General features: G+C 51.8%; 20 protein-coding genes. 12 read left to right on the top strand and 8 right to left on the bottom strand.

Annotation, left to right across the window (positions count from 1 at the left end; translation table 11 throughout):
• The first annotated feature begins 84 nt into the window (after nt 1-84).
• From ABJ205_RS11450 to ABJ205_RS11430, 5 genes are read left to right on the top strand one after another with little or no spacing between them, the layout of a single operon-like run.
• The gene (locus ABJ205_RS11450) at nt 85-1395 is read left to right on the top strand and encodes a 3-isopropylmalate dehydratase large subunit (RefSeq protein WP_348160167.1); all 1311 of its coding nucleotides are present in this window, start codon (nt 85-87) and stop codon (nt 1393-1395) included.
• On the top strand, nt 1392-1880 hold the full coding sequence (locus ABJ205_RS11445; RefSeq protein WP_348160166.1) for a 3-isopropylmalate dehydratase: 489 nt from the start codon (nt 1392-1394) through the stop codon (nt 1878-1880). Before ABJ205_RS11450 ends, ABJ205_RS11445 begins: the two co-directional genes overlap by 4 nt.
• Nucleotides 1881-2753: an oxaloacetate decarboxylase gene (locus ABJ205_RS11440; RefSeq protein WP_348160165.1), complete on the top strand. Its 873-nt coding sequence runs from the start codon at nt 1881-1883 to the stop codon at nt 2751-2753.
• A gap of 20 nt (nt 2754-2773) precedes the next feature.
• The gene (locus ABJ205_RS11435; RefSeq protein WP_348160163.1) at nt 2774-3694 is read left to right on the top strand and encodes a polysaccharide deacetylase family protein; all 921 of its coding nucleotides are present in this window, start codon (nt 2774-2776) and stop codon (nt 3692-3694) included.
• Entirely contained in the window at nt 3684-4607 is a 924-nt protein-coding gene (locus ABJ205_RS11430) for a polysaccharide deacetylase family protein (RefSeq protein WP_348160162.1), read from the top strand. Before ABJ205_RS11435 ends, ABJ205_RS11430 begins: the two co-directional genes overlap by 11 nt.
• Before the next feature lie 18 nt (nt 4608-4625).
• Here the strand turns inward: ABJ205_RS11430 and ABJ205_RS11425 are convergent, their stop codons facing one another.
• The 6 genes from ABJ205_RS11425 to ABJ205_RS11400 form a co-directional block, all read right to left on the bottom strand.
• Complete coding sequence (locus tag ABJ205_RS11425) at nt 4626-5414, bottom strand: GntR family transcriptional regulator (RefSeq protein WP_348160161.1); 789 nt, start codon at nt 5412-5414, stop codon at nt 4626-4628.
• Nucleotides 5415-5538: 124 nt separating this feature from the next.
• Nucleotides 5539-6861, bottom strand: coding sequence for an MFS transporter (locus tag ABJ205_RS11420; protein WP_348160187.1), 1323 nt, complete (start codon nt 6859-6861; stop codon nt 5539-5541).
• A 122-nt stretch (nt 6862-6983) separates the two neighbouring features.
• The gene (locus ABJ205_RS11415) at nt 6984-8189 is read right to left on the bottom strand and encodes a class I SAM-dependent methyltransferase (RefSeq protein WP_348160160.1); all 1206 of its coding nucleotides are present in this window, start codon (nt 8187-8189) and stop codon (nt 6984-6986) included.
• A gap of 3 nt (nt 8190-8192) precedes the next feature.
• Nucleotides 8193-8549, bottom strand: coding sequence for a hypothetical protein (locus ABJ205_RS11410; RefSeq protein WP_348160158.1), 357 nt, complete (start codon nt 8547-8549; stop codon nt 8193-8195).
• Between the two features lie 116 nt (nt 8550-8665).
• Nucleotides 8666-9589: a LysR family transcriptional regulator gene (locus ABJ205_RS11405; protein WP_348160156.1), complete on the bottom strand. Its 924-nt coding sequence runs from the start codon at nt 9587-9589 to the stop codon at nt 8666-8668.
• A gap of 179 nt (nt 9590-9768) precedes the next feature.
• On the bottom strand, nt 9769-10089 hold the full coding sequence (locus ABJ205_RS11400; RefSeq protein ID WP_348160155.1) for a hypothetical protein: 321 nt from the start codon (nt 10087-10089) through the stop codon (nt 9769-9771).
• 380 nt (nt 10090-10469) lie between these two features.
• Here ABJ205_RS11400 and ABJ205_RS11395 point away from each other — a divergent pair, with 380 nt between their 5' ends.
• The 6 genes from ABJ205_RS11395 to ABJ205_RS11370 are packed head-to-tail and all read left to right on the top strand — an operon-like array spanning nt 10470 to nt 16007.
• The gene (locus tag ABJ205_RS11395; protein WP_348160154.1) at nt 10470-12395 is read left to right on the top strand and encodes a pyrroloquinoline quinone-dependent dehydrogenase; all 1926 of its coding nucleotides are present in this window, start codon (nt 10470-10472) and stop codon (nt 12393-12395) included.
• The gene (locus tag ABJ205_RS11390; protein ID WP_348160152.1) at nt 12385-12858 is read left to right on the top strand and encodes a c-type cytochrome; all 474 of its coding nucleotides are present in this window, start codon (nt 12385-12387) and stop codon (nt 12856-12858) included. Before ABJ205_RS11395 ends, ABJ205_RS11390 begins: the two co-directional genes overlap by 11 nt.
• Nucleotides 12855-13688, top strand: coding sequence for an isocitrate lyase/PEP mutase family protein (locus ABJ205_RS11385; RefSeq protein WP_348160151.1), 834 nt, complete (start codon nt 12855-12857; stop codon nt 13686-13688). The genes ABJ205_RS11390 and ABJ205_RS11385 overlap by 4 nt, the downstream gene beginning before the upstream one ends.
• 18 nt (nt 13689-13706) lie before the next feature.
• Nucleotides 13707-14513, top strand: a complete 807-nt coding sequence (locus ABJ205_RS11380) for an alpha/beta hydrolase (protein WP_348160149.1) — start codon at nt 13707-13709, stop codon at nt 14511-14513.
• A gap of 1 nt (nt 14514) precedes the next feature.
• Nucleotides 14515-15021, top strand: a complete 507-nt coding sequence (locus ABJ205_RS11375) for a cupin domain-containing protein (protein WP_348160147.1) — start codon at nt 14515-14517, stop codon at nt 15019-15021.
• The gene (locus ABJ205_RS11370) at nt 15021-16007 is read left to right on the top strand and encodes an ornithine cyclodeaminase family protein (RefSeq protein ID WP_348160146.1); all 987 of its coding nucleotides are present in this window, start codon (nt 15021-15023) and stop codon (nt 16005-16007) included. The genes ABJ205_RS11375 and ABJ205_RS11370 overlap by 1 nt, the downstream gene beginning before the upstream one ends.
• Nucleotides 16008-16051: 44 nt before the next feature.
• Here the strand turns inward: ABJ205_RS11370 and ABJ205_RS11365 are convergent, their stop codons facing one another.
• Nucleotides 16052-18388 carry a transketolase gene (locus tag ABJ205_RS11365; protein ID WP_348160144.1) on the bottom strand — a complete coding sequence of 779 codons (2337 nt, stop codon included), beginning with the start codon at nt 18386-18388 and terminating at the stop codon, nt 16052-16054.
• A 71-nt stretch (nt 18389-18459) separates the two neighbouring features.
• A complete protein-coding gene (locus ABJ205_RS11360) occupies nt 18460-19356 on the bottom strand; it encodes a hypothetical protein (protein WP_348160143.1) in 897 nt (298 codons plus the stop codon).
• 308 nt (nt 19357-19664) lie between these two features.
• On the opposite strand from ABJ205_RS11360, the gene ABJ205_RS11355 reads away from it, so the two are divergent.
• Nucleotides 19665-21530 (top strand): AMP-binding protein, encoded by a 1866-nt coding sequence (locus tag ABJ205_RS11355; RefSeq protein WP_348160142.1) that lies wholly within the window; start codon nt 19665-19667, stop codon nt 21528-21530.
• Nucleotides 21531-21651: the final 121 nt, after the last annotated feature.

The following is a 21651-nucleotide window of genomic DNA, read 5'->3' as shown; positions in this document are numbered from 1 at the left end:
GTATATTATTATGCCTTCTATGACCAGCCCCTCATTTAGTTCTGCGATGTCCTGCGCTCTCACCTCGCATAGGAAAGTAGACCTATGACAATGGCACAACCTCCCCAAATGACCCTGACCCAAAAGATCATCGCCAAAGCATGTGGTCGGGAAAATGTTATGCCAGGAGAGCTCGTCACCGTTTCTGTCGACTTATTAATGGGTCAAGATGCTTCGGGACCGCGCAAATGGGGACCAAGGCTGAAAGAGTTCAACGCAAAGTTGTGGGATCCAGACAAAGTCGTGGTGGTGTCTGATCACTACGTTCCAGCAGTGGATGCGCAATCGGCAGAAATTCTTGCGACCTCTCGCCAATTTGCGCGGGAATACGGGGTCAAAAACTTCTTTGATATGCAGGGGATTTCTCACGCGATTATGCCCGAACGCGGATTGCTGCGCCCGGGAATGTTCGTCGCGGGCGGTGACAGCCATACGCCAACAGCCGGTGCATTCGGCTGCTATGCGGCCGGATTTGGGGCGACTGATACAACCGCAATCGCGATCACGGGCGAAACTTGGACAACTGTTCCGGAAACAATCAAGGTTCAGATTGATGGCGAACTTGGCGAACATGTAACCGCCAAGGATGTCATGCTTTGGTTGTGCCGCGAGATGGGTATGGAAAACAGCTTCAAATCAGTCGAATTTTGTGGCTCAACAGTGGCTTCGATGTCGATGTCAGAACGGCTTGTACTGTCCAATATGGCCGCAGAACTTGGTGCAGAAGCAGGCATCATTGGCGTCGATGCAGTGACTATTCAGGCGCTCAAAGACACGGGCGGCGACTGGCACGGCGCGGAACAATGGGTTGCCGATGAAGGCGCCACATATGTGAAAACGATAAAGCTTGATGCAAGCCAGCTTGTTCCCCAAGTCGCGGCGCCGCACGCACCTGAAAACACGAAACTGGCTAAGGAGTTTGCGCAGGTCGCAGTCGATCAATGCTATGTCGGAGCCTGTGTCGGCGCAAAATTGGAAGATCTCCAGATGGCGGCGACCATCTTAAAAGGCCGCAAGGTCTCACCGACAACCCGCCTATTGGTTGCGCCAGCGACTGTGCGAGTAACAGAGAAGGCTGCGGTCGATGGAACATTGGCGGCATTGACGGGCGCAGGCGCGATATTGCTGCCATCTGGATGCGGAGCTTGCGCTGGAATGGGCGCAGGGATCGTGGCGCAGGGGGAAGTGTGCATTTCAACGACAAATCGCAATTTTCAAGGCCGGATGGGGCACAAGGATGCTTCTGTATATCTCGCCTCTCCCTATACGGTGGCAGCATCTGCAATTACTGGCAGAATTACCGATCCGGATGAGCTGACACCACTTCTCGCTGAAAAGGAGAGGCTCACGGCATGATTGTTGAGGGGGCAGCGTGGGTTTTTGGGGATGGTATCGATACGGATGTCCTTGCCCCGGGCTATGCCATGAAGAAGTCACCCGAAGGGCTTGCACAGCACTGCCTCGAAGCTGTCGATCCAAACTTCGCGAAATTGGTAAAGCCCGGCGACATTGTGGTTGGCGGCGCCAATTTCGGTCTGGGATCAAGCCGGGAACAGGCGGCGATGGTGCTCGCCACATTGGGCGTTGGCGCTGTTTTGGCCAAATCCTTTGCGCGCATTTTTTATCGCAATGCGATCAATATTGGACTGCCGGTAGTGGCGATCGATTTATCGGACAGGGTGGCTGCTGGAGAATTGCTGCGGCTTGATCTTAGCAGTGGCAATATTTGCCTTTTGAAGGACGGTTCAGAGCACGCTTTTCAGCCCATGCCTTCGCATATAATCGAGCTTGTCAGCGCAGGCGGATTGATGGCTCAGCTGAAGCAAAGGATGGGACGATAAATGCCATTAAGGCAGGATATAAACGGTCCCGATATGGTGCTTGCGCCCGGCGTCTATGATCCCCTTACCGCGCTCATGGCGCAGCAGGCTGGCTTCTCTGCCGCCTATATCTCAGGCGCTTCGATCTCTTACACTATGCTGGGCCGCCCTGATTTGGGCTTCGTCAGCCTATCCCAGCTCGCGGATGCCGTAGAACGCATGCGCCAACGGGTGGAAATAGACCTGATTGTGGATGCGGACACAGGCTTTGGAAATGCCTTGAATGTCGCACACACTGTCAAAGTGCTTGAACGATCAGGCGCCAATGCGATCCAGCTTGAAGATCAGAAAATGCCCAAACGATGCGGCCACCTTGCTGGCAAACAACTGATCAGCACGCAGGAAATGGTCGGCAAGGTGAAAGCCGCGATCGATTCCAAAACAAGCTCAGACACGCTTATCATTGCCCGGACTGATGGGATCGCCGTCGAAGGGTTAGAAGCAGCCTTGGACCGCGCCAATGCCTATAAAGAAGCTGGCGCAGATGTGTTGTTCGTTGAAGCCCCAAAAACCGGCAATGATCTGACCATAGTTGGCCAGCGCCTGTCAGGATCAATCCCGCTCTTGGCCAATATGGTGGATGGTGGCGATCCAGCTGTGCAAAATGCAGATGCCCTGCATAAAGCTGGATTTTCATTGGTAATCACCGCGGGCAGTCTTGCCCGAGCGACCATTTTTGCAGCGGAAAAGCTGCTGCAAACTCTGTTTGAAAATGGGTCCACTGCCGCGTGCAATGATGAAATGCTAAGTTTCGCTGGCCTTAACCAGCGTATCGGTCTGCCAGAAATGTTGGCCGAAAGTGAGAGATATGGACCTTCGGGTTCTGACAATTGAGAATAGGTTCAGGAGCAAAAATGCAAGATCCAAAACTCTATGGACATTGGCCTTATCGAGGTCGTCCAAAAGTGACTTGGCCCGGTGGCAAAAAAATGGCTTTCTGGGTCGCGCCCAATATTGAGTTTTACGAACTTCACCCGCCCAAAAACCCGCATCGCAGCCCTTGGCCGCGTCCCAATCCGGATGTGGTCAATTACGCCTATCGCGACCACGGCAACCGGGTTGGCAATTGGCGTTTGATCGAAGCGATGGAGAAATACAGCATACCCGGCACTGTCAGCCTATCTGTGGCGATGTGCGATCACTTCCCTGAAATGATTGAACAGGTGAATGGGCTGGGTTGGGAGTTTTTCTCTCATGGAGCCTATAACACCCGTTATACCTATGGGATGGACAAACAGCAGGAGCGTGAGACCCTGCAGCATGCGATCGACACCGTGAAAGCGGCAACTGGTCAGCGCGTGCGCGGCTATCTTGCCCCTGCGCTAACGCATAGCGTGCATACGATTGAATTGCTGGCCGAACTGGGTTTCACATATTCTTGTGACCTATTTCAGGATGACCAGCCTCAGCCTCTCAATGTTCCGGGCAACCCATTGGTGTCGATGCCCTATTCATTGGAAGTGAACGACCATTATGCCTACAATGTGTTTGGTCAGTCCCCCCAACAATACACCGATGTGTTGAAACGTCAGTTTGACACTTTGTTGGAAGAAGGCGGCACCTCAGGCACGGTCATGTGCATTCCAATTCACGCATATCTGGTTGGCCGTTCGCACAGGATGGGGCCGTTTGATGAAATCCTGCGTTATGCCGAAGAGCACAAGGATGACATTTGGATCACCCGGGCAGGCGATATCGCTGACCATTATTTAGCCAATTATTATGATGAGGCGAAAGCCCACATCGCAGCCGGCGGAGGTTCGGATGACACTTGATACGGAATTCATGGAATACCCCATGCGCCGCAAAGGGATGGATCACGACCTTTATCCAGCAGCGAACCTTTTTGAACAGCCCAAGATCACTTGGCCAGACGGAAAAAAGGTCGCCCTATGGGTGACTGTAGCCGCAGAGTTTTTCCCTTTAACTCCCAATCAAGACGGCTTTCGTGCCGCGGGGCATATGGCCACGCCATTCCCGGATTACCGCACATTCACTGCGCGCGATTACGGCAACCGGGTCGCTATTTATCGGCTTATGGATGCCTTGGCTCATGCCGGCGTCAACGTAACCGCATTTGCCAACAGCGCTCCAATCAATCGCACGCCCGCGCTTATCGATGATATTGAATCCGCAGGCTGGGAAATCGCGGCTTTGGGCACTGATATGAATGCGGTGCATTATGGCGGGATGGACGTTCTTGCAGAAAACAAGCAAATTGAGACATGCCTATCGGCTTGGGCTGACCGCAACGTAACGCCAAAGGGTTGGATGTCCCCCGGCAGAGGGCAAAGCGACGCGACGCTTAGCTTGCTGAAAAGCGCAGGGATCGAATGGACCGCAGATTGGGGCAATGATGATATGCCCTATGTGATGAATGATGGGCCGATAGCCATGCCTTATACCGATGAGATGGAGGACAGGAAATGCCTCACCATGTTGGGCCAAGATGAGAATATTTGGTCCGAGCAGATCATTGGTGCTGCAGATTTGTTGTCCAACGAGGCGGAGACCTATGGTGGCCGTGTGCTGCATCTGGCCCTGACCCCTTACATCATCGGGCAACCGTTTCGGATCAAATTCTTGCGTGACCTTTTAAGCCGGCTGATGGCTCGCAATGACATTTGGAGTGCCACTGGCTCGCAAATCTGCTCTGCATGGCAAAATTGTGCGGACACAGGTGATTAGGTCTAACCATCAGGCTTACTAATCGATTGCATGCGTCGCAGGCAGCACCAATGTGTATTCATATCGATCCGGCCTGAAATACATGACTGTGTGTTGGACCGGCCGCATGCTTTGGGTCTTAAACACCCGCACGACCTTGAGCACCGGATCACCAATTTCCAAATCGAGCTGCGCTGCGATTTCTTGGTCTGCAGACGTGGCTGTCATGCGCTGAAACGCCTCATGCGGCGCATGCCCTGCGTCCGTGAGCAGTTGGAGCATCGACGTCTGTTCGGTTCCGTGCGTCGGAAATTTGGCCGCGACCTCCGCAGGGATATATGAGATGGAGTAGACATAGGGTTCTCCATCCATAAGGCGCCGGCGAAAAACCTCATACGCCTCTTCGCCGTCCCTCAAGCCCAGCTCCTCCGCGATTTGCGGAGAAGGAATGGCGTTGTCAGCCCTCAGAAGATCTACCTGGGTCTGGTCAACCACATCAAGCAGGTCTTTCATCATCTCGCCAAAATCGGCACGGACCAACCCGATGGACTTATGCGCGTTGACGATAGTTCCGCGGCCGCGATGCCGGCTTACCAAACCCTCCATTGCCAATTCTGAGAGTGCACGCTTTATCGTAATTCTCGAGACGCCTAGGGTTTCACATAGTGCAGCCTCGCTCGGCATCTGATCACCCGTTGCCCAGGTCCCATCGCTAATCGCATCGCGCAATACGGAATATGCTTGGTGGTAAAGCGGGATCGGCAAAGTAGGATCAAGCTTTCGACCCAAGATAACATTTTTGCCGCGTATGCGGGGCAATGATGGCATTTGCTTTGAACCTCAGAGTTCAATGGGAAGAACGACAACATTCTTCGCATAACATTCTAGCCAAGCAATGGCCAAAGTTTCACCAGTTTAGCGCCATCCCTCGTTCAAAAGTCGAGCCAGCCACCTACGATTGGATGCCAGCATCCGGAGTGTTCTCAATCTTCTGCTCGCTTAAATCATAGAAAATCAAACCGACGAACATTATGAGACTGCAAATACCCGGTATCCAAGCCATGCCCAAAGTTATTGCGAACAGCGCGCTGTCTGATTGCGCAACATCGCGCGACAGAGAATTATCGAACCCGTAATACGACAGCAAAATGCCGAGGAGAGCGGGGCCGGCTGCATACATTGTTTTTTCAAGAAAGCTGAAAGCAGCAGAGGCAACACCTTCTCGGTGAATACCGCTAATTCTGCGATCATATTCCACCACATCGAGGATCATAGATTGTCCGCAAATCACGATACCGCTGATGGTGCCGCCCAGGGCAGCGGCTCGCAGATAAAATATCCAATCGTGTTCCACAGGGGAGGCAAGCGCCCAACTCATGAACGCAAAAGCTTGCAACACGAGACCAGCCATAAACACTTCACGCTTGCCAAAACGTCTGATCAGTTTGAGCCAAAAAGGGATGCTCATAATTGAGGCCCCCATGTAGAACAAGCCGAACGGAAGCAACGCAGCCTCCCCTTTTCCCAGGACTTGAACAAAGAAAAATAGGATTGAGCTGCCGCCAACTGCCAGCTGCAAGAATTGAGCCACCTTAATGCCACCTAGCACAAGGAAAGGCTTATTGATCAAAAAGAACCGAACCTGTTCTTTAAACGGGACTTTCACGATTTTGATAGCCGCAATGAAACGTGCTTTTCGTGTGCCGATCACGCAAATCATCATAGTCACAAAAGCAACAGCAGCCAAGAACCAGCCGACCAAGCCATAGGCCGCCTCATCACCGCCCATTTTGCCAACAATCAGACCAGCAATTGCGCCGCCAGTAAACGTTCCGAAAACCATGAATAATGCGCGATAGGACATGATCGTCGAACGCTCAGTATAGTCATCCGTCATATCTGCCGGCATCGCGAGGTATGGGACATTGAAAGTTGTTAGTGCGAGTGCAAAAAACAACAAAACAAACTCAACATAGGCAGCCTGCCAGAATGAGCTTTCAAAATCAGGCAAATTGAAGAGCAGCACCATCGCTGTGCCGCATAAGAAGCTCGACCCGAATAAGTATGGACGCCGCCGGCCCCATCGCGTGCGGGTGCGATCGCTAATCCAACCCATTAGAGGATCGGTCACTACGTCAAAAATCTTGGAAACAAAGATCAGTAGACCGGCAAGGGCCGGTGCAATTCCAACAACACTAACGAGGAAAAACAAGTATAACGTAGTCACACTGTTGATCATTGTGAGGGTGCCAAAGGTGCCAAAACCCCACGACATATGAACCGGGTTCGGCAAGTATCTTTTGATCATTTATCCCTCAAAACCCCCTTGCATCGACCTGCCCGCACGCCAGCCTGTCGACCGAAAAGGTGAACTGCCAAAGGCATATTCGTTCCAACTTAGGCGGGTTTAACAGCCTTGATCGATCCAGTTCCCCAAACAGCGGGACGCAGTGATTCATCAACCACAAAACCGGCCTTGCGAACCAATTCTGCAAAATCCCGGCTTTCGAAAGCATCGCGCCATACTTCATTATTGATGGCGCGATCATTGAACGCCCAAAACTTGGTCTTCGCCGTAGTCTGGGGAGCCTGCTTGCCGGTCGCATGATCGATCGGATAAAAGACCCCACCTGGCCGCAAAATCCGAAATGCCTCTGCAATCACATTGTCAGTGGCAGCCGCATCAATCTCATGATGAAGGATATTTGAAGCGATCACATCAAAATGATTGTCTGGATACCCAGTGCTCTCAGCATTACGCTGGGCGAAGGTGCAATCAATCTCAAGGTCCACCGCGCGCTTATGCGAGAAACGCACCATTGGCCCGGCGATATCGATGCCAGTAACCTCTGCATTCGGGAAACGGTTTTTCAAGCCATACGCAAGACGCCCCGTACCGCAGCCCATATCGAGTGCCCGACCCACTTCACCATCTTCTGGTAGAGGAACAGCGTTAGCCATTTGAGCGATACGCTGATCTTGGACATTGCTACCAAAAAGCGCTTCATACAAGATATTGCCATAGTGGTAATTGACATAGCCCGCCAAAGGATTGCCAACATAGCCGCCCTTTTGCAGGTGGATCTCATGCTTTGCATAAGTCGGCATTTTCATATCAGGGTTCAGTTCAATCCGTTCGGGATGTCTGGCCTCAGCTGCTTCCATTTCGTCAAAGTAACGATCAGCCTCAAGTCCAAGCGAAGCCTCAAGACCGCCAAGCATCAAATGCTGATTGCTAAGCCAAGTACGCATCCGCATTGCCATGACGGGATCGGAGCGGATGTCATCAAGCAATGGGATTAGATCTACATCTGCGTCTGGATTAACTCCTTTTTCGCGCAAGAGGCTATCTAGGCGAGCGGAGGAAGTTCTCTCGAAGTCATTAATAGACCAACCCAAGAAACCCGCATGGAAGTCCATTCGCCCCGCCAGATCAGCATTAGGCATTAACTCCACTACTTTCTTCGCAGGGCCTTGTTTTGCAATTCCAGTGGAAGCTTCTCCAGAAACCTCAGTGGCGGCATTCGCTTGTCTCGAGCCGAACAACCAAGCAAATACCGAGCCGTAAGCGGCGGTCGATAAAACATTACGACGATTGAACATGCCCTACCCCTCCTGCCGTAGGCTATCCATGCCTGGACCATACTTCGCTGTTGCCGCGCTAGTTTGCTCAAGTGCCCCGTACACGCGCCGGATAAACTGATCGCGCTCAGTTCGCCAAGCGGTAGTTTCTTCATCGGTGGGTTGATATTCATCAATCAAATCAAGGGATACGCCCTGATCTTTTAATACAGACTCCAGCACTTTGATGCGGCGTTGTGCGCTCCATACTTCGGACCCCATCGCCACAAAACTCGTCACCAATGCATCCATTGCCGGATGATCAAAAAAAACTGCACGCTCGACTTCGTAAGCTAACGAATCAGTGGTGTGTTCTAATCGGTTGCTGTTATTGGTTGGCATCGGCTTGCTCCGCGTGAAGAAGGCTGGTTCAAAGTCATACGGATGCTACACATGCCTACCCGCTGGTCCAATACAAGATGCCTATTAGTCCATTGAGAAAGACTGTTTCAGGCTTCTCAATCCAACCCCTCGAATGCCGTTGATTCAGATTCAAAGAAGTCTCTAAATTCGCCCAAAGCGGCCAAGACCTTCTCTAAAGCAGGCTCTTCTGGAGCATCAGCATCAGCAATAATGGTCAATTCGAGAGGCTCTTTGGGGGCCGGTAAAGGATAAACGGACGTACCAGCTGGGATCGAGAGAATGCCCATCACATGGCTAGGGGCGATACCCACCAAGCCATTGCGACGAACCGCTTGGAGCATCGTGAGCCAACAGTCAGTTTCAAGCGAAACATCCGGGTTTTCGCAATGTTCAGTAAGACAGATATCGATCAATGCCCTGCCAGGCACACTGTCTGTCGGCAGACACAATTCGTGCTTGGACAAATCAGCCCATGACAAACAAGTGGGCAAACTTGCACCAACCGACCCGTATTTGAACGCGACATAACTTTCTGTGGTCAACGGGAATGTCCGAAAATTCTCACCTTCGATTGCTGACGAGTAAGAAATCCCCAAACTGAGGTTTTTTTGGGACACTCTTCGCGCAACTTCAACAGCTGACAGTGTCTGAATATCGGTTGAAATAGGAATGTCTTGGAGACGCATAAACGACAGAAGTAAGGATGCTAGTGGGGATGCGGAGGGCACGATACCAATCGAGATTACCCCTTCACCAGCTTTCCTAATCCGTGAGAAATCTTGTTTTAATGCATCACAATCATTCAATACAACGCTGGCCCAATCAACAACCCGATCACCGAATCGAGTCAGTCCTCGAAATCGATGATCGCGAATGACCAGCGGCACACCGAACTCATCCTCAAGCTGACGAATCCGAGCGGACAAAGTTGGCTGCGTGACAAAGCACTTGTCGGCAGCCCGGGCAAAATGATGCTCATCAGCCAAAGTGACGAGATATTTCAATTGGCGTAAATCCACAGCCTACTCCTTCAAGTTTGGTGGAGCCAAGACCTATTGAATCCAGTCAAAAAACCCTTCGTATGGAAACAACCTATCTGGATTGTGCGCCATAGCAAGCAAGCAAATTGTCACAGTTCATTAAAGCAAAACAGCCCCAACCGCGCCGCATATTCGGCCTCTCGCAGAAGGCGCTTAGGTTAACCTGCAGATGCATCCCGCTTCAGCCGCTCAAGCTCTTCAGTGATAATCCGCATCACCCGCCCCAGATAGGCGGACCTGCGCCCATCACGCTCGTTCTCAACCTCTTCGGTAAGCTCGAAAGATTCGACATTTTCCGCTGTCGGCCAGATTTCATCAGCCGCCAGCTTTTCATGCGTGTCCAGCCGATCTCTTAGGACAGAAACCTCACCTGTAAGAGCCATTACTATTGCAAGAACTTTGTCGACACTTGGATCATCAAAGAAGTATGGCCGCTTACCTTTAGCGACCTTAGGGCGCTCCTGCGTTTCCAACGACATTGATACGCCTTTCTCTCAAAAGCGCCGCTGCTAGCAGCGCATTCCAACACAAATAGTCAGCTGACATTACCTACAATTCAAACACCCAACAACCAGATCCTTGTTAGATTGATTCTATGGTTTGATTAAGCATATCTATTTGAACTTGGGACCTCCGACGTGTTCAACATTAAGATAGGTCATGCTCTGGCGCTTTGCTTGACCGTCGGTGCTATTGAAAGGGTCTTGGTAATGCCGCCTCATCCCATGCTGAAAATCGCAAGTGAGCGCGGCATGGTCGCCCAAGCAACTCGTTTGCAGGCCTGGAATTGATGAGGCTTGGCTTTTCACGCAAAAAATCATCTAAGGCTTTGCTCGGCCTATTGCTGGGCTTAACCAGCTTGGTTTTATCAAGTTCTTTCAGCCATGCAGAACCTAACAAAAACGATGCAGATTGGCCCTCATTTGGCGGCCAGGAGAGCGGAGGGCAATTTTCCGCCGCCACCGCCATCGACGCATCAAATGTTCAAAACCTAGTCAGAGCATGGTCGGTCGAGACAGGCGACATTGTTGATGCTTCTCCTTATGATGGTGGTACATCGTTTCAAGCGACCTCCATTCTATGGAATAAGCATCTTTATATCTGCACCCCGCTAAATCGCGTGCTCGCACTTGATGCGCAAACAGGTGCCCAAAGATGGGCCTTTGATGCCCATGAGCACATATCTGAAGAAATGCCTCGCATTGCCGGAAATTGCCGCGGCGTTGCCATCGCAGCAGATGAGGGGACAGAGACTTCGAAAAAACCGTGTGCTGCGCGCATTTACCGCGGAGATGTATTTGGCAACTTTTTTGCAATTGATGCGAAAACAGGCAGTTTGTGTCCTGATTTTGGAGCTGGCGGCATCATCAATGTCAACGATTTTGACAACAAAGGCAGAACCGGACTTTTCCTTACCTCGCCGCCTGCGATTTACGATAATCTTGTGATATTAGGCTCAGGCGTTGGCGATAACATGTTTGCTAATGCAGACGATGGTATCGTCAGAGCGTTAGACTCTAGGACAGGAAAGCTGGTTTGGGAATTCAATCCCATTCCGCCGGAATTGAGCGACCGAACAGGCGGTGCCAATGTCTGGTCGATGTTATCAGTAGATAATGAAAACGGGCTGGTGTTTTTGCCAACTTCAAGCCCAAGCGTTGACCCATATGGAGGCGTGCGTAAGGTCGATATCCCATATGCCAATGCTGTTGTCGCCTTGGATGCGAAAACGGGCGAAGTAGTCTGGCACCAGCAATTGGTTCGCCATGACTTGTTTGACTACGATTTACCCTCGCAGCCCATCCTAAGCGACTTGTCGATCAATGGGGAAACCGTCCCGGTCGTCATTCAAATCACCAAGATGGGCTTCGTGTTTACATTCAATCGAATGACGGGTGAGCCGATCTTCCCGCTTAAGGAAATTGCCGTACCTGCGAGTGATGTTCCCGGTGAATTTGCAGCACCAACCCAAAGAATTCCAACCACACCGGAGCCGTCTTCCCGGCAAACGGTTTCGCGCGAAGACATCTGGGCGCTTACCCCCATAGACCAGGCGTCTTGCCTTTCGCAGTTTGATGAATTGCGCAACGAGGGAATTTTTACACCGCCAAGCATCCAAGGAACATTGCAAATACCCTCTGCCTTGGGCGGCGGCAATTGGGGAGGTGCATCTTATGATGCCTCGCGCAATTTGCTGATCGTAAAGACACAAAATCTTGCAAGCATAATCAGATTGGTACCAGCCGACCCCAATGAAGAACGGGAACTGGGTTCTCCGATTGAATTTCTGCAAAAGCCCTTGAATGAAACGCCTTATCGGCTTGATGAAGAGTTTTTCATGTCCTCCTGGGGTGTGCCTTGCACGCCGCCACCTTGGGGGGAATTGGTGGCCATCGATCTTTCAAAAGGAACGCAGGCATGGAAATCTCCGCTCGGCAGCATCCCGTTTGGTCCATTCCATCTCTCAGAGGAATGGGGCTCTCCCAATGTCGGCGGACCGATGATGACAGCGGGGGGGTTGATATTTGTTGGTGCGGGAATGGACAATTCATTTCGCGCAATTGATGTGACCACCGGCCAACAATTGTGGCAGGATAATGAATTACCAGCGCCGGTAAACTCGGTCCCAATGACCTATGAAATTGATGGCGAGCAATTTGTCGTCGTCACCGCGGGCGGCAACGCTCTTTTAGGGACGGACCTCTCCGACAAAATAGTCGCCTATCGGATTGGTGAGAAAAAGGGATGGTTCAATCTGTTACTTGAGTGGCTTGGTGTGGATTGAATGGAGTTTGAATACGATTATGGTTAGAAAATTCAAACTGACAGCGCCAGTGAGCCTTTTCCTTTGCCTGGCTACCACTGCTTGCTCAAATGCCGCCACGCAAGATGACGGTTCCAATTCAGACGTTGATGATCAAGCGGCGCAGACTGCGAATATCGTAGGCGATGCAACCGCCGGCAAGATTGCCTTCCAACAATGCCAAAGCTGCCACTCAATAGAGTCGGGCAAACACCTGCTCGGGCCATCACTTGCCGGAATTGTAGGTGCCCCAGCCGGAAAATCACCGGGCTTCAATCATTCTCCTGCCGGCATTGCCAGCGAAATAGTTTGGACAAAGGACAATCTTGATAAGTTCTTGACCAGACCCACCAGCGTGATCCCTGGCACAATGATGGCGTTCCCGGGAGTAGCCGATCCCCAAGCCCGCGCTAATATAATTACCTATCTTGAAAGCCCGGAATGACCGTAGCTTCCAATCTACGCAAACGACTGTCGGACGACGCAATCCTTGTGGCGCCCGGTATCTATGATGCGTTTAGTGCCTTCCATGCGGAAGTGGCCGGATGCGAGGCAGTCTTCGTTTCTGGATCTGCTCTTGCCGCAGCGCATCTCGCTCGCCCAGATATCGGCCTGCTGACAGCAACCGAAACTTGCGAGATCGTCTCGCGAATTAGCGAGCGAATTTCTATTCCCATTTTCGTTGATGCCGACCAAGGTTTTGGCAATCGCTTTAATGTTGCGCGAACCGTCAAAGCCCTCGAACGAGCGGGCGCCGCCGCAATTCAAATCGAAGATCAACAAGAAGTGAAACCGAATGCAGAGCCATTGTCACGGCCATTGATAAGTGCCGAGGCTATGAGTGACAAAATCAAGGCCGCCCGCGATAGCCTTATCAATCAAAATGTCATCATCAGCGCGCGCACGGATGCGATGAGCAGCGAGGGGTTTGATGCTTCGCTGGAAAGAGCAAACCTCTACATCGAAGCTGGCGCCGATATGATTTTTGTGGAAACGCTTTCAAAGCGCGCTCAGATGGAAAAGTTAGTGGGGCAGTTAGGCCACCGCGTTCCCCTCCTCCACAATTTGCTCCGGCCTACCGACGAAATCACCGACGCCCAGACAGCGCAGGAGATTGGATATAGCGTAGCTCTATTCCCCGGAGCCGCGCTTGGCGCAGTTGGAGAAGCATTAGAAAACGCGCTCGGCAATCTACACGCCAATCCAAAGCTCAACCCAGACGCTCGCCTAAAAGACAGGATCGGGTCAGGAGCATTTCTGAGTGGGCAAGGATAGCAGGCAAAAGGCAATGCGATGCACAGTTCAAGCCAGTTGATTGTTCCTGTAACTGCAGGAAGTCTTGCGGCTTGGGATGCAGGCGAGGGAGAGCCCGTACTGCTCATTTCTGGGCTAGGGGGACGAGCCGCCTTTTGGACAGATATAGCGCCAAGATTAGCAAATGAATTTCGTGTGATCACGCACGATCATCGCGGCACTGGGGCAAGTTCACCTGACAAGATCGATTATTCGATATCGCAAATGGCAGACGATGTGATCCAGTTGATGGACGCAAGCCAGATTGAGCGAGCTAGCCTTGTAGGGCACTCCACTGGCGGTGCAATCGCTCAACATCTGGCGCTCCATCATCCGGGTCGCCTGAAAAGCATCGTTTTAAGCGCAACATGGGCTGGCCCCACGCAGTATTTCCTAAATCTATTTGAGCAACGCCGCGCAATCCTAAGTCAGCTTGGCCCGAAAGCGTATCTGGCCGATGGCATTCTAAGAGCCCACCCCCCCAGTTACTTTAACTCCAACGCAGCGAAAATATACGCTAACGAAACGGACCGGCTCCGCCAATTTCCAGATAAGGCAATTGAGCTATCACGCATTGACGCAGTTATGGCGCATGATCTTAGGGAGAGGATTAGCGGAATTGATCTGCCAACCTTGATTGTCTCTGCTGATGATGATCAAATTGTACCGCCATATTATGCAGATGAGTTGGCCGAACGCGTACCAGATGCCGCTAAACACCGGTTCGAACAAGGTGGGCACTTTTTCCCGCAGATACATCCTATTGAATTTGTTAGAATTATAGCAAATTTCTTAAAGGGGAATTGAAATGAGAAAAGACCCTAACGCTCCTTGGTGGGCCGTTATTGGCCCCGATGAAGGTCAACATCGATGGCAGCCCTTGCCTTCCCGCGGTTATGTTTCATTAAAGCTCTCACCGGAAAACATGCCCTACGATGGATTTTCCTCTGGTATTCAAGTGCTGCCAGCAGGGTGCAACGTGCGGGAACATGGACACAAACAGAACCACGAGCTGATTTTTGTCTACGAAGGAACAGGAACTTGCGAAATCGAAGATGAGCACTTTGATATCGTGCCTGGCTGCACCATTTTGTTTGGGCGCTATGCTCGCCATTTGGTGACTAACACCGGCGACTGCGACATGCGCTTTTTCTGGGTTTTCTTTCCACCCGGTTTGGAAAATTGGTTTGAAGCCATTGGCAAGGTTAGGCAGCCCGGCGAAGAAATGCCTGAAGCATTCGACAGGCCAGAAGGCGTCGAAGAGGTCATGGAAATGATGCGTTTTGTTCCGCCGCGTGAAAGGCCAGACGACTAATGTTGGTGCTCAATAAGTCTCAAACGGCGGAGGCGCTAACCCATACCGCTTGCATCCCTTTGATCAAAGAAGCCATGGAAGCGGTGTCTCAAAGAGATGTCGCCATGCCATTGCGGCAATATCTTCACATTCCCGGATCGGACGGTAAGCTAACCGCGATGACTGGATTTCTTGGCGGAGAAATGGGTTCGTTTGGTCTAAAGATTGTGAGCAAATTTCCACGCGACCACAACAGCCCGCACGGAACACACGTCGGCATGGTTATAATTTTCGATCGCACAAACGGCCTTCCGGTTGGAATGCTGCACGGAGGCGAACTGACCGCAATACGCACCTCGGCGGCTTCCGCATTAGCGACTGACCTGCTTGCCCTGCCTGATGCATCGAAACTGTTGATCGTTGGAGCAGGAGAAGAAGCTCGGCACCATTTGCAAGCCATTAATGCGGTCCGTAAACTTGAAAAAATATCCGTTTGGGCCCGGAATCCTGATCGTGCCCATGAATTTGCAACAAAACATTCTGCTCTAGTTCCGCAAGAAATAGAGGTAAGTACTGATCTGGCCTCGGCTGCAAGTGATGCACATATTATTTGTACTATTACCTCTGCCAAAGAGCCATTCTTTAACGCCGAATGGCTGCAGCCAGGAACCCATATTAATTTGGTTGGTGCTGCGATCAAGGACGCTGCGGAGGCCGATTGGCAAACAGTTTGTGCAGGACCCTTTTATACCGACTTCATCCCATCGGCGATGGATCAGGCGGGGGAACTCTTAGCGGCAATTGAGCGCGGTGCCTTTTCCGAAGAACAGATCGCGGGCGAAATTGGGCAAGTTTCGCTTGGGCAAAGGCCGGGCCGCCAGTCACGCGAAGAGATCACCATATACAAATCCCTTGGCGTTTCCGCGCAAGATCTAGCCGCAGGTTTAGGGGCGCTTACGACTGCGAAAAATCTTGGCCTTGGGCAGGATATTGATCTGTCGGCATAACCGCACAGTGCCGCAAGTGCCGTTGAAAAAACCCCAATTTCTTCTTACAAAAACAGTTCAGCCGTCGCCTCAATAATGGCATCTTGGTCGAGGCGATAAGTCCGATATAGGTCTGGCAAGTCGCCGGTTTGGCCAAAGCTGTCAGTGCCCAATGGGCTGACCCTATGGCCGCGGACCGCACCAATCCATGAAAGTGCGGCTGGTGAACCATCCAAGACCGTCACAATCCCTGCATTGGGAGACAACACGCTAAGGAGCTTTTCGATATGACAATCGCGATTAGCATTTTCCTTCCAACGCCCAGCACGGGCCGCTGACCAATCACGGTGCAGCCGATCTGGCGATGTCACTGCGAGCAACCCAAGGCCCGGAATATCTCCTTCAAGCTGCTCCCAAGCTGACAGCGCCTCAGGCGCAACCGCGCCGCAATAAGCGATCGCGGCCTCGCATCCAGCTTTTGGTTCTCGCAACCAATATGCGCCCGCTAGCGCATCTTGTTTCCAACCATCATCTTTTCGTTCCAATTGCTGAATGGCACGAGTGGTTAAGCGAATATAAGCGGAGCTACCGTCGGCATCCTGCATTTGAGCAAATGCCCATTGCATTACCAACGCAACTTCATCGGCATAGGCCGGCTCGAAACTCTCCAAATTGGGTTGCCCCATACCAATCAGAGGGGTGTTGATGGATTGGTGGGCGCCGCCCTCTCCAGCCAAAGTGATGCCCGAAGGTGTTCCAACCAAAAGAAACCGCGCGTCCATGTAACAGCCATAATTCAGCGCATCCAAACCGCGTGCGATGAACGGATCGTAGACAGTTCCAACTGGCAACAATCGGGTCCCAAAATGTTCGGCGGACAAGCCGAGCGCGGCCAGCGCCAGAAAGAAGTTATTCTCAGCAATACCTAATTCAATATGCTGCCCCGCTGATTGGCCTTCCCATTTTTGAATGCTGGGGATGTTTTCTTGCTTAAAAACATCAGCCAGTTTTTGGCGCCGAAACAAGCCGCGTTGATTTACGAAAGCGCCAAGATTGGTGGTCTGGGTTACATCTGGAGCAGTGGTCACAATGCGGTCTGCCAGCTCGGCATCTGATTTGGCTAAGTCATGCAAAATCTTACCAAAGGCAGCCTGCGTAGATTGTTCCTTTCCAGCTGGCACAGCAAACTGCGAAGGAACATCAACTGATGGTGCAGAAAACTCAGGCAATTTTTGCGCGATCGGGCTGTTATCGACAAACGCTTGCAGCTGGGCGGCAGTATTATCCCCAAAACCAGCCCATTTATCCCATTCTTGCCCTTCGGCAATGCCCAGCTTGTCGCGTAGTTCTTTAATCTGGACATCGTTCATCATCCCGGAATGATTGTCCTTGTGGCCAGCCAGGGGCAGTCCATGCCCCTTTACTGTATAGGCAATAAGCAGTGTTGGCCTATCATCGTCCATCGAATCAAAAGCATTGATGAGCGTTTCGATGCAATGCCCGCCAAGATTGGTCATCAACCTTGCAAGCCCATCATCATCATGCTCTTTCAACAATGCCTTGACCCCGTTCTTTGAGCCAATGTCTTTTAACAGTCTTTTGCGCCACGCATCTCCGCCAAGAAAAGTCAAAGCAGCAAACTCTGCATTAGGGCAATTTTCGATCCAGTCTTGCAGCGCCTTGCCGCCAGGTTTCTTAAAAGCTGCGCGCTGCAACTTTCCACTTTTAAGCGTGATGACCCGCCATCCGCAGGTTTCAAATATATCGTCGAACCTACGGAACATTCGGTCCGCAGTCGTCGCATCAAGTGACTGGCGATTATAATCCACCACCCACCAGCAATTGCGCAAATTATGTTTATAACCCTCAATCAGGCACTCATAAATATTGCCCTCGTCGAGTTCGGCATCCCCCATCAATGCGATCATGCGTCCCGCATTTACCTCGTCCAAATAATCATGCGTGATAAGGTAATCTTGGACCAGACTGGTAAATGCTGTTTCCGCAACGCCCAGACCGACGGAACCGGTCGAAAAATCAACCGGAATGCTGTCTTTTGTGCGCGAGGGGTAACTTTGCACCCCGCCCAAACCGCGGAAATGCTCCATCTTTTCTTGCGACTGTTGATCAAGCAGATAATGGATTGCATGCAGAACAGGGCCGGCGTGGGGCTTAACGGCAACCTTGTCCTGAGGCCTCAATGCATGAAAATACAAGGCAGCCATAATCGCCGTCATCGAAGAACAGCTCGCCTGATGGCCGCCCACCTTTAGCCCGTCGCGCTTTTCCCGGATATTATTGGCATTGTGGACCATCCAAGATGACAACCAACGGAGCCGCTCATCAAGCAACTCAATATTTGAGATGCTATCGGTCTTGTCTAGGGTTTTGGCCGCAACCATCGCGTTTCTCCATGTTCGATATAGGGCTCAGTCTTATGTGAAAGGATGAATGCTCGGTCCCTCCAAGGGCCTCATTTCTCAGATCGTGTTTCGCCTTGGATCGGATCACTCAGGAGGCAAGGATTGGCCACATTCACGCCGTGCTCCAAAAACTCCAATGACTTCGCCAATGCTTGTTCAAACATCCTTTGCGAAACAGCGTCTGCTGGCTTCTCTCGCCCGAACATTCCGCCAAAATAATGATCCACTCCTTCACCAACCCACAGCGAGCTAAGGCCACTGGGACCATTCTCGTAGCTGGTCGTATGGCTGCGCCAATCATCGACAAACCCGGGGAACACATCCTTAGTTCCAGTGATAGTCAGCGCTGGCACAGCCAGCGAACTCCACCCTTGTTTCGTGATCACCCCGGGCATCGGCCCGGGTGGAGACCATCCAACGACTGCACTGACCCCTAGGTTACGGCGATCTGTCAAAGCGTCTGCTGACTCAATAGCTTTTGCTCCAGCGGTCAATTGGGCTACCAACGCTCCATAGCTATGGCCAATTGCCACGGTTCGTTCTTGATCGATGGTCAATCCGCCATCGCTGAGCCTTTTTGTTATCGAGCTTGGTGGATTCAGGGCCAGGGCCATATCTGCATTGCGCGTTAGCCAAATGTCGCTCTGTGTCGGAGGAATATCATCATCAAAATCCTCTGAATCAATGTGCATCGGCGCAACGACAATAAACCCAGCCGCCGCGATTGGAGCCAGCATGGCACGGTATCGATCTGGCGCAGCGAAAGCCCCATGCGAGAACACCGCCAGTGGATAGCGACCGCTTTCTAGCGGGGCAAAAACCGTGATCGGAACCAGACGTCCAGATAGAGTTTTGGCGCTCAGAGTGAATTCGTGCGATTGACCGGCAAGACGCGCCTTGCAAGTCTGTTGGGTCAAAGGCGCACCTTCAACTGAAACGGCGTGCACGCTCTCTCGTCCTTTGGGCTGAGCCGAAGGCATTGCGCATTCTGCAAGGCAGCCAGAAAAAGCCAACAGAAATAGAATTCTCATCCTACTTACCTCGAACAGACCAACTTTGATCGCCCATCTTTCTTTGGATTTAACCATCTATCGATAAAAATGTTCATTACCAACGGACTGGGCTGTCAATGCGTTTTGTTCGATGGGTAGACATAATCGCATCGCGCGTGGCTCTGCTGATATGCAAATTGTTTAACTGCACATCGCAATCAATTACGTGACATTTTATCTCAAAAATGAAGGTAAGCAAAAAGATGAGCTATGACGCCGTTTATCGCGCAAGCATTGCAGACCCGAATGAGTTTTGGCTCGAGGCATCGAAAGCAATTGATTGGGAAACGCCGCCGACGGCCGGCCTTCAGGATAATAATGCCGCATGGTTCTCAGATGGCACGTTGAACCTTTGTTACAATGCGGTTGACCGACATGTTGACGCAGGCCGCGGCGCAGACAAAGCGCTGATTTATGAAAGCCCGGCAACAGGAACAAGCGAGACCTTCACATTCGCCCAGCTTCAAGAGGAGGTTGCCCGCACCGCCGGCATGTTGGCCAATGCCGGAATCCGATCCGGTGATCGTGTAATCATCTACATGCCAATGATCCCCCAAGCCATTTTTGGAATGCTTGCCTGCGCACGCATTGGCGCAGTGCATTCGGTGGTCTTCGGCGGCTTTTCTGCAACCGAGCTAGCCAAGCGGATTGATGATTGCGAACCGAAAGCCATTTTAACGGCAAGCTGCGGGATCGAAGCCAAGAAGGTGCTGCCTTACAAGCCGATAATTGATGAGGCTATCGCGCGCGCTAGCCACGTCTGTTCTAAAGTTTTCATTTGGCAGCGCGAACAGTGCGATGCAGAATTCACCAGCGATAGTGATTTGAATTGGCGATCAGCTTTGGCGCAATCAGAGCCCGCAGCTTGCGTGTTCGTTACCTCTCATCATCCGCTTTATATCCTTTATACATCGGGCACTACTGGCAAGCCGAAAGGTGTGGTTCGCGAAACGGGCGGTTACGGTGTCGCGTTGGCTTGGTCGATGCCCAATATTTACGGCGTTCAGCCGGGTGAAACCTATTGGGCGGCCAGCGATATTGGCTGGGTCGTTGGGCACAGTTATATCGTTTACGGCCCTTTGATTAATGGCAACGCGACGGTGCTTTTTGAAGGCAAACCGGTTGGAACCCCGGATGCGGGTATCTTTTGGGAAATCGCGGCGAAGCACGATGTCGGCGTCTTGTTTACCGCGCCTACAGCGATCCGCGCGATCCGGGCTGCCGATCCAACAGGCACATTGCTTCAAAAGGCCGCTCCCAGAGCTCTAAGGGCTTTGTTCCTAGCAGGTGAACGGGCTGATCCGGACACAGTTGAGTGGATTGGAGAGCAGTTAAGCAAACCCGTAATCGATCACTGGTGGCAAACAGAACTTGGCTGGCCAGCGCTCGCTAGCTGTGTCGGCCTTGGCAGCGAACCAGCACCAATCGGCGCAGCAGGTTATCCGGTTCCCGGTTTCGCATTCACGATATTGGATGGACATGGGCAAGCAGTGTCCGCGGAGACAACGGGTAATCTTGTCATTGCTAAACCCCTGCCACCTGGCAGTTTTCGTAGTCTGTGGAACGATGCAGACGGCTTTAACGGGTATTTCTCAGCGTTTGATGAGTTTTACTCCACTGGAGATGCGGGGCTATTGGGAGCCGATGGGGCTTACCGCGTGATGGGCCGCACGGATGACATCATCAATGTCGCAGGGCATCGGCTATCCACTGGCCAGATAGAAGAAGTCGTTGCAGCCTGTGAATGCGTAATTGAATGTGCTGTGATCGGCGGTAGCGACGAATTGAAGGGCGAAGTCCCCATCGTTTTCTATGTCGCAGCACCGGGTAAAAATCAAAACGCGAACGATGAAATAGTGGAAGCGATACGCGCTGGGATTAGTCCCATCGCCGCACCGCGCGATTGTGTTGCTATCGATGCGCTTCCCAAAACGCGTTCTGGTAAGATCCTACGTAACCTCTTGCGCGATATTGCAAATGGCGAGGAGATCGTCATTCCACAAACAATCGAAGATCCTAGTGCGATTGATAGCACTGCAGCATCTTATCGAGCGGCAGTGAAACGCTAGGCACCAGGCCCAAAGGTGCTGTTCGCAACCTATATCAGATTGACGCAACTACCTTGCGGTCAACGAAGTATGTATGACAATTGCTTTCGGCATAAGGTTTCGTCCGTTTCCGATTGAGCCG

It is taken from the genome of Erythrobacter sp. (assembly GCF_039988855.1).
Classification (GTDB): Bacteria; Pseudomonadota; Alphaproteobacteria; order Sphingomonadales; family Sphingomonadaceae; genus Erythrobacter.
Note: the sequence above shows the minus strand (reverse complement) of the source record. Positions and strands in the feature narration are given on the sequence as shown.

Excerpts from the sequence above, each read along its gene's own strand:
- ABJ205_RS11450 (WP_348160167.1), top strand. The coding sequence starts at position 85 with ATGACAATGGCACAACCTCCCCAAATGACCCTGACCCAAAAGATCATC.
- ABJ205_RS11445 (WP_348160166.1), top strand. The coding sequence starts at position 1,392 with ATGATTGTTGAGGGGGCAGCGTGGGTTTTTGGGGATGGTATCGATACG.
- ABJ205_RS11440 (WP_348160165.1), top strand. The coding sequence starts at position 1,881 with ATGCCATTAAGGCAGGATATAAACGGTCCCGATATGGTGCTTGCGCCC.
- ABJ205_RS11435 (WP_348160163.1), top strand. The coding sequence starts at position 2,774 with ATGCAAGATCCAAAACTCTATGGACATTGGCCTTATCGAGGTCGTCCA.
- ABJ205_RS11430 (WP_348160162.1), top strand. The coding sequence starts at position 3,684 with ATGACACTTGATACGGAATTCATGGAATACCCCATGCGCCGCAAAGGG.
- ABJ205_RS11425 (WP_348160161.1), bottom strand. The coding sequence starts at position 5,414 with ATGCCATCATTGCCCCGCATACGCGGCAAAAATGTTATCTTGGGTCGA.
- ABJ205_RS11420 (WP_348160187.1), bottom strand. The coding sequence starts at position 6,861 with ATGTCGTGGGGTTTTGGCACCTTTGGCACCCTCACAATGATCAACAGT.
- ABJ205_RS11415 (WP_348160160.1), bottom strand. The coding sequence starts at position 8,189 with ATGTTCAATCGTCGTAATGTTTTATCGACCGCCGCTTACGGCTCGGTA.
- ABJ205_RS11410 (WP_348160158.1), bottom strand. The coding sequence starts at position 8,549 with ATGCCAACCAATAACAGCAACCGATTAGAACACACCACTGATTCGTTA.
- ABJ205_RS11400 (WP_348160155.1), bottom strand. The coding sequence starts at position 10,089 with ATGTCGTTGGAAACGCAGGAGCGCCCTAAGGTCGCTAAAGGTAAGCGG.
- ABJ205_RS11385 (WP_348160151.1), top strand. The coding sequence starts at position 12,855 with ATGACCGTAGCTTCCAATCTACGCAAACGACTGTCGGACGACGCAATC.
- ABJ205_RS11380 (WP_348160149.1), top strand. The coding sequence starts at position 13,707 with ATGCACAGTTCAAGCCAGTTGATTGTTCCTGTAACTGCAGGAAGTCTT.
- ABJ205_RS11375 (WP_348160147.1), top strand. The coding sequence starts at position 14,515 with ATGAGAAAAGACCCTAACGCTCCTTGGTGGGCCGTTATTGGCCCCGAT.
- ABJ205_RS11370 (WP_348160146.1), top strand. The coding sequence starts at position 15,021 with ATGTTGGTGCTCAATAAGTCTCAAACGGCGGAGGCGCTAACCCATACC.
- ABJ205_RS11365 (WP_348160144.1), bottom strand. The coding sequence starts at position 18,388 with ATGGTTGCGGCCAAAACCCTAGACAAGACCGATAGCATCTCAAATATT.
- ABJ205_RS11355 (WP_348160142.1), top strand. The coding sequence starts at position 19,665 with ATGAGCTATGACGCCGTTTATCGCGCAAGCATTGCAGACCCGAATGAG.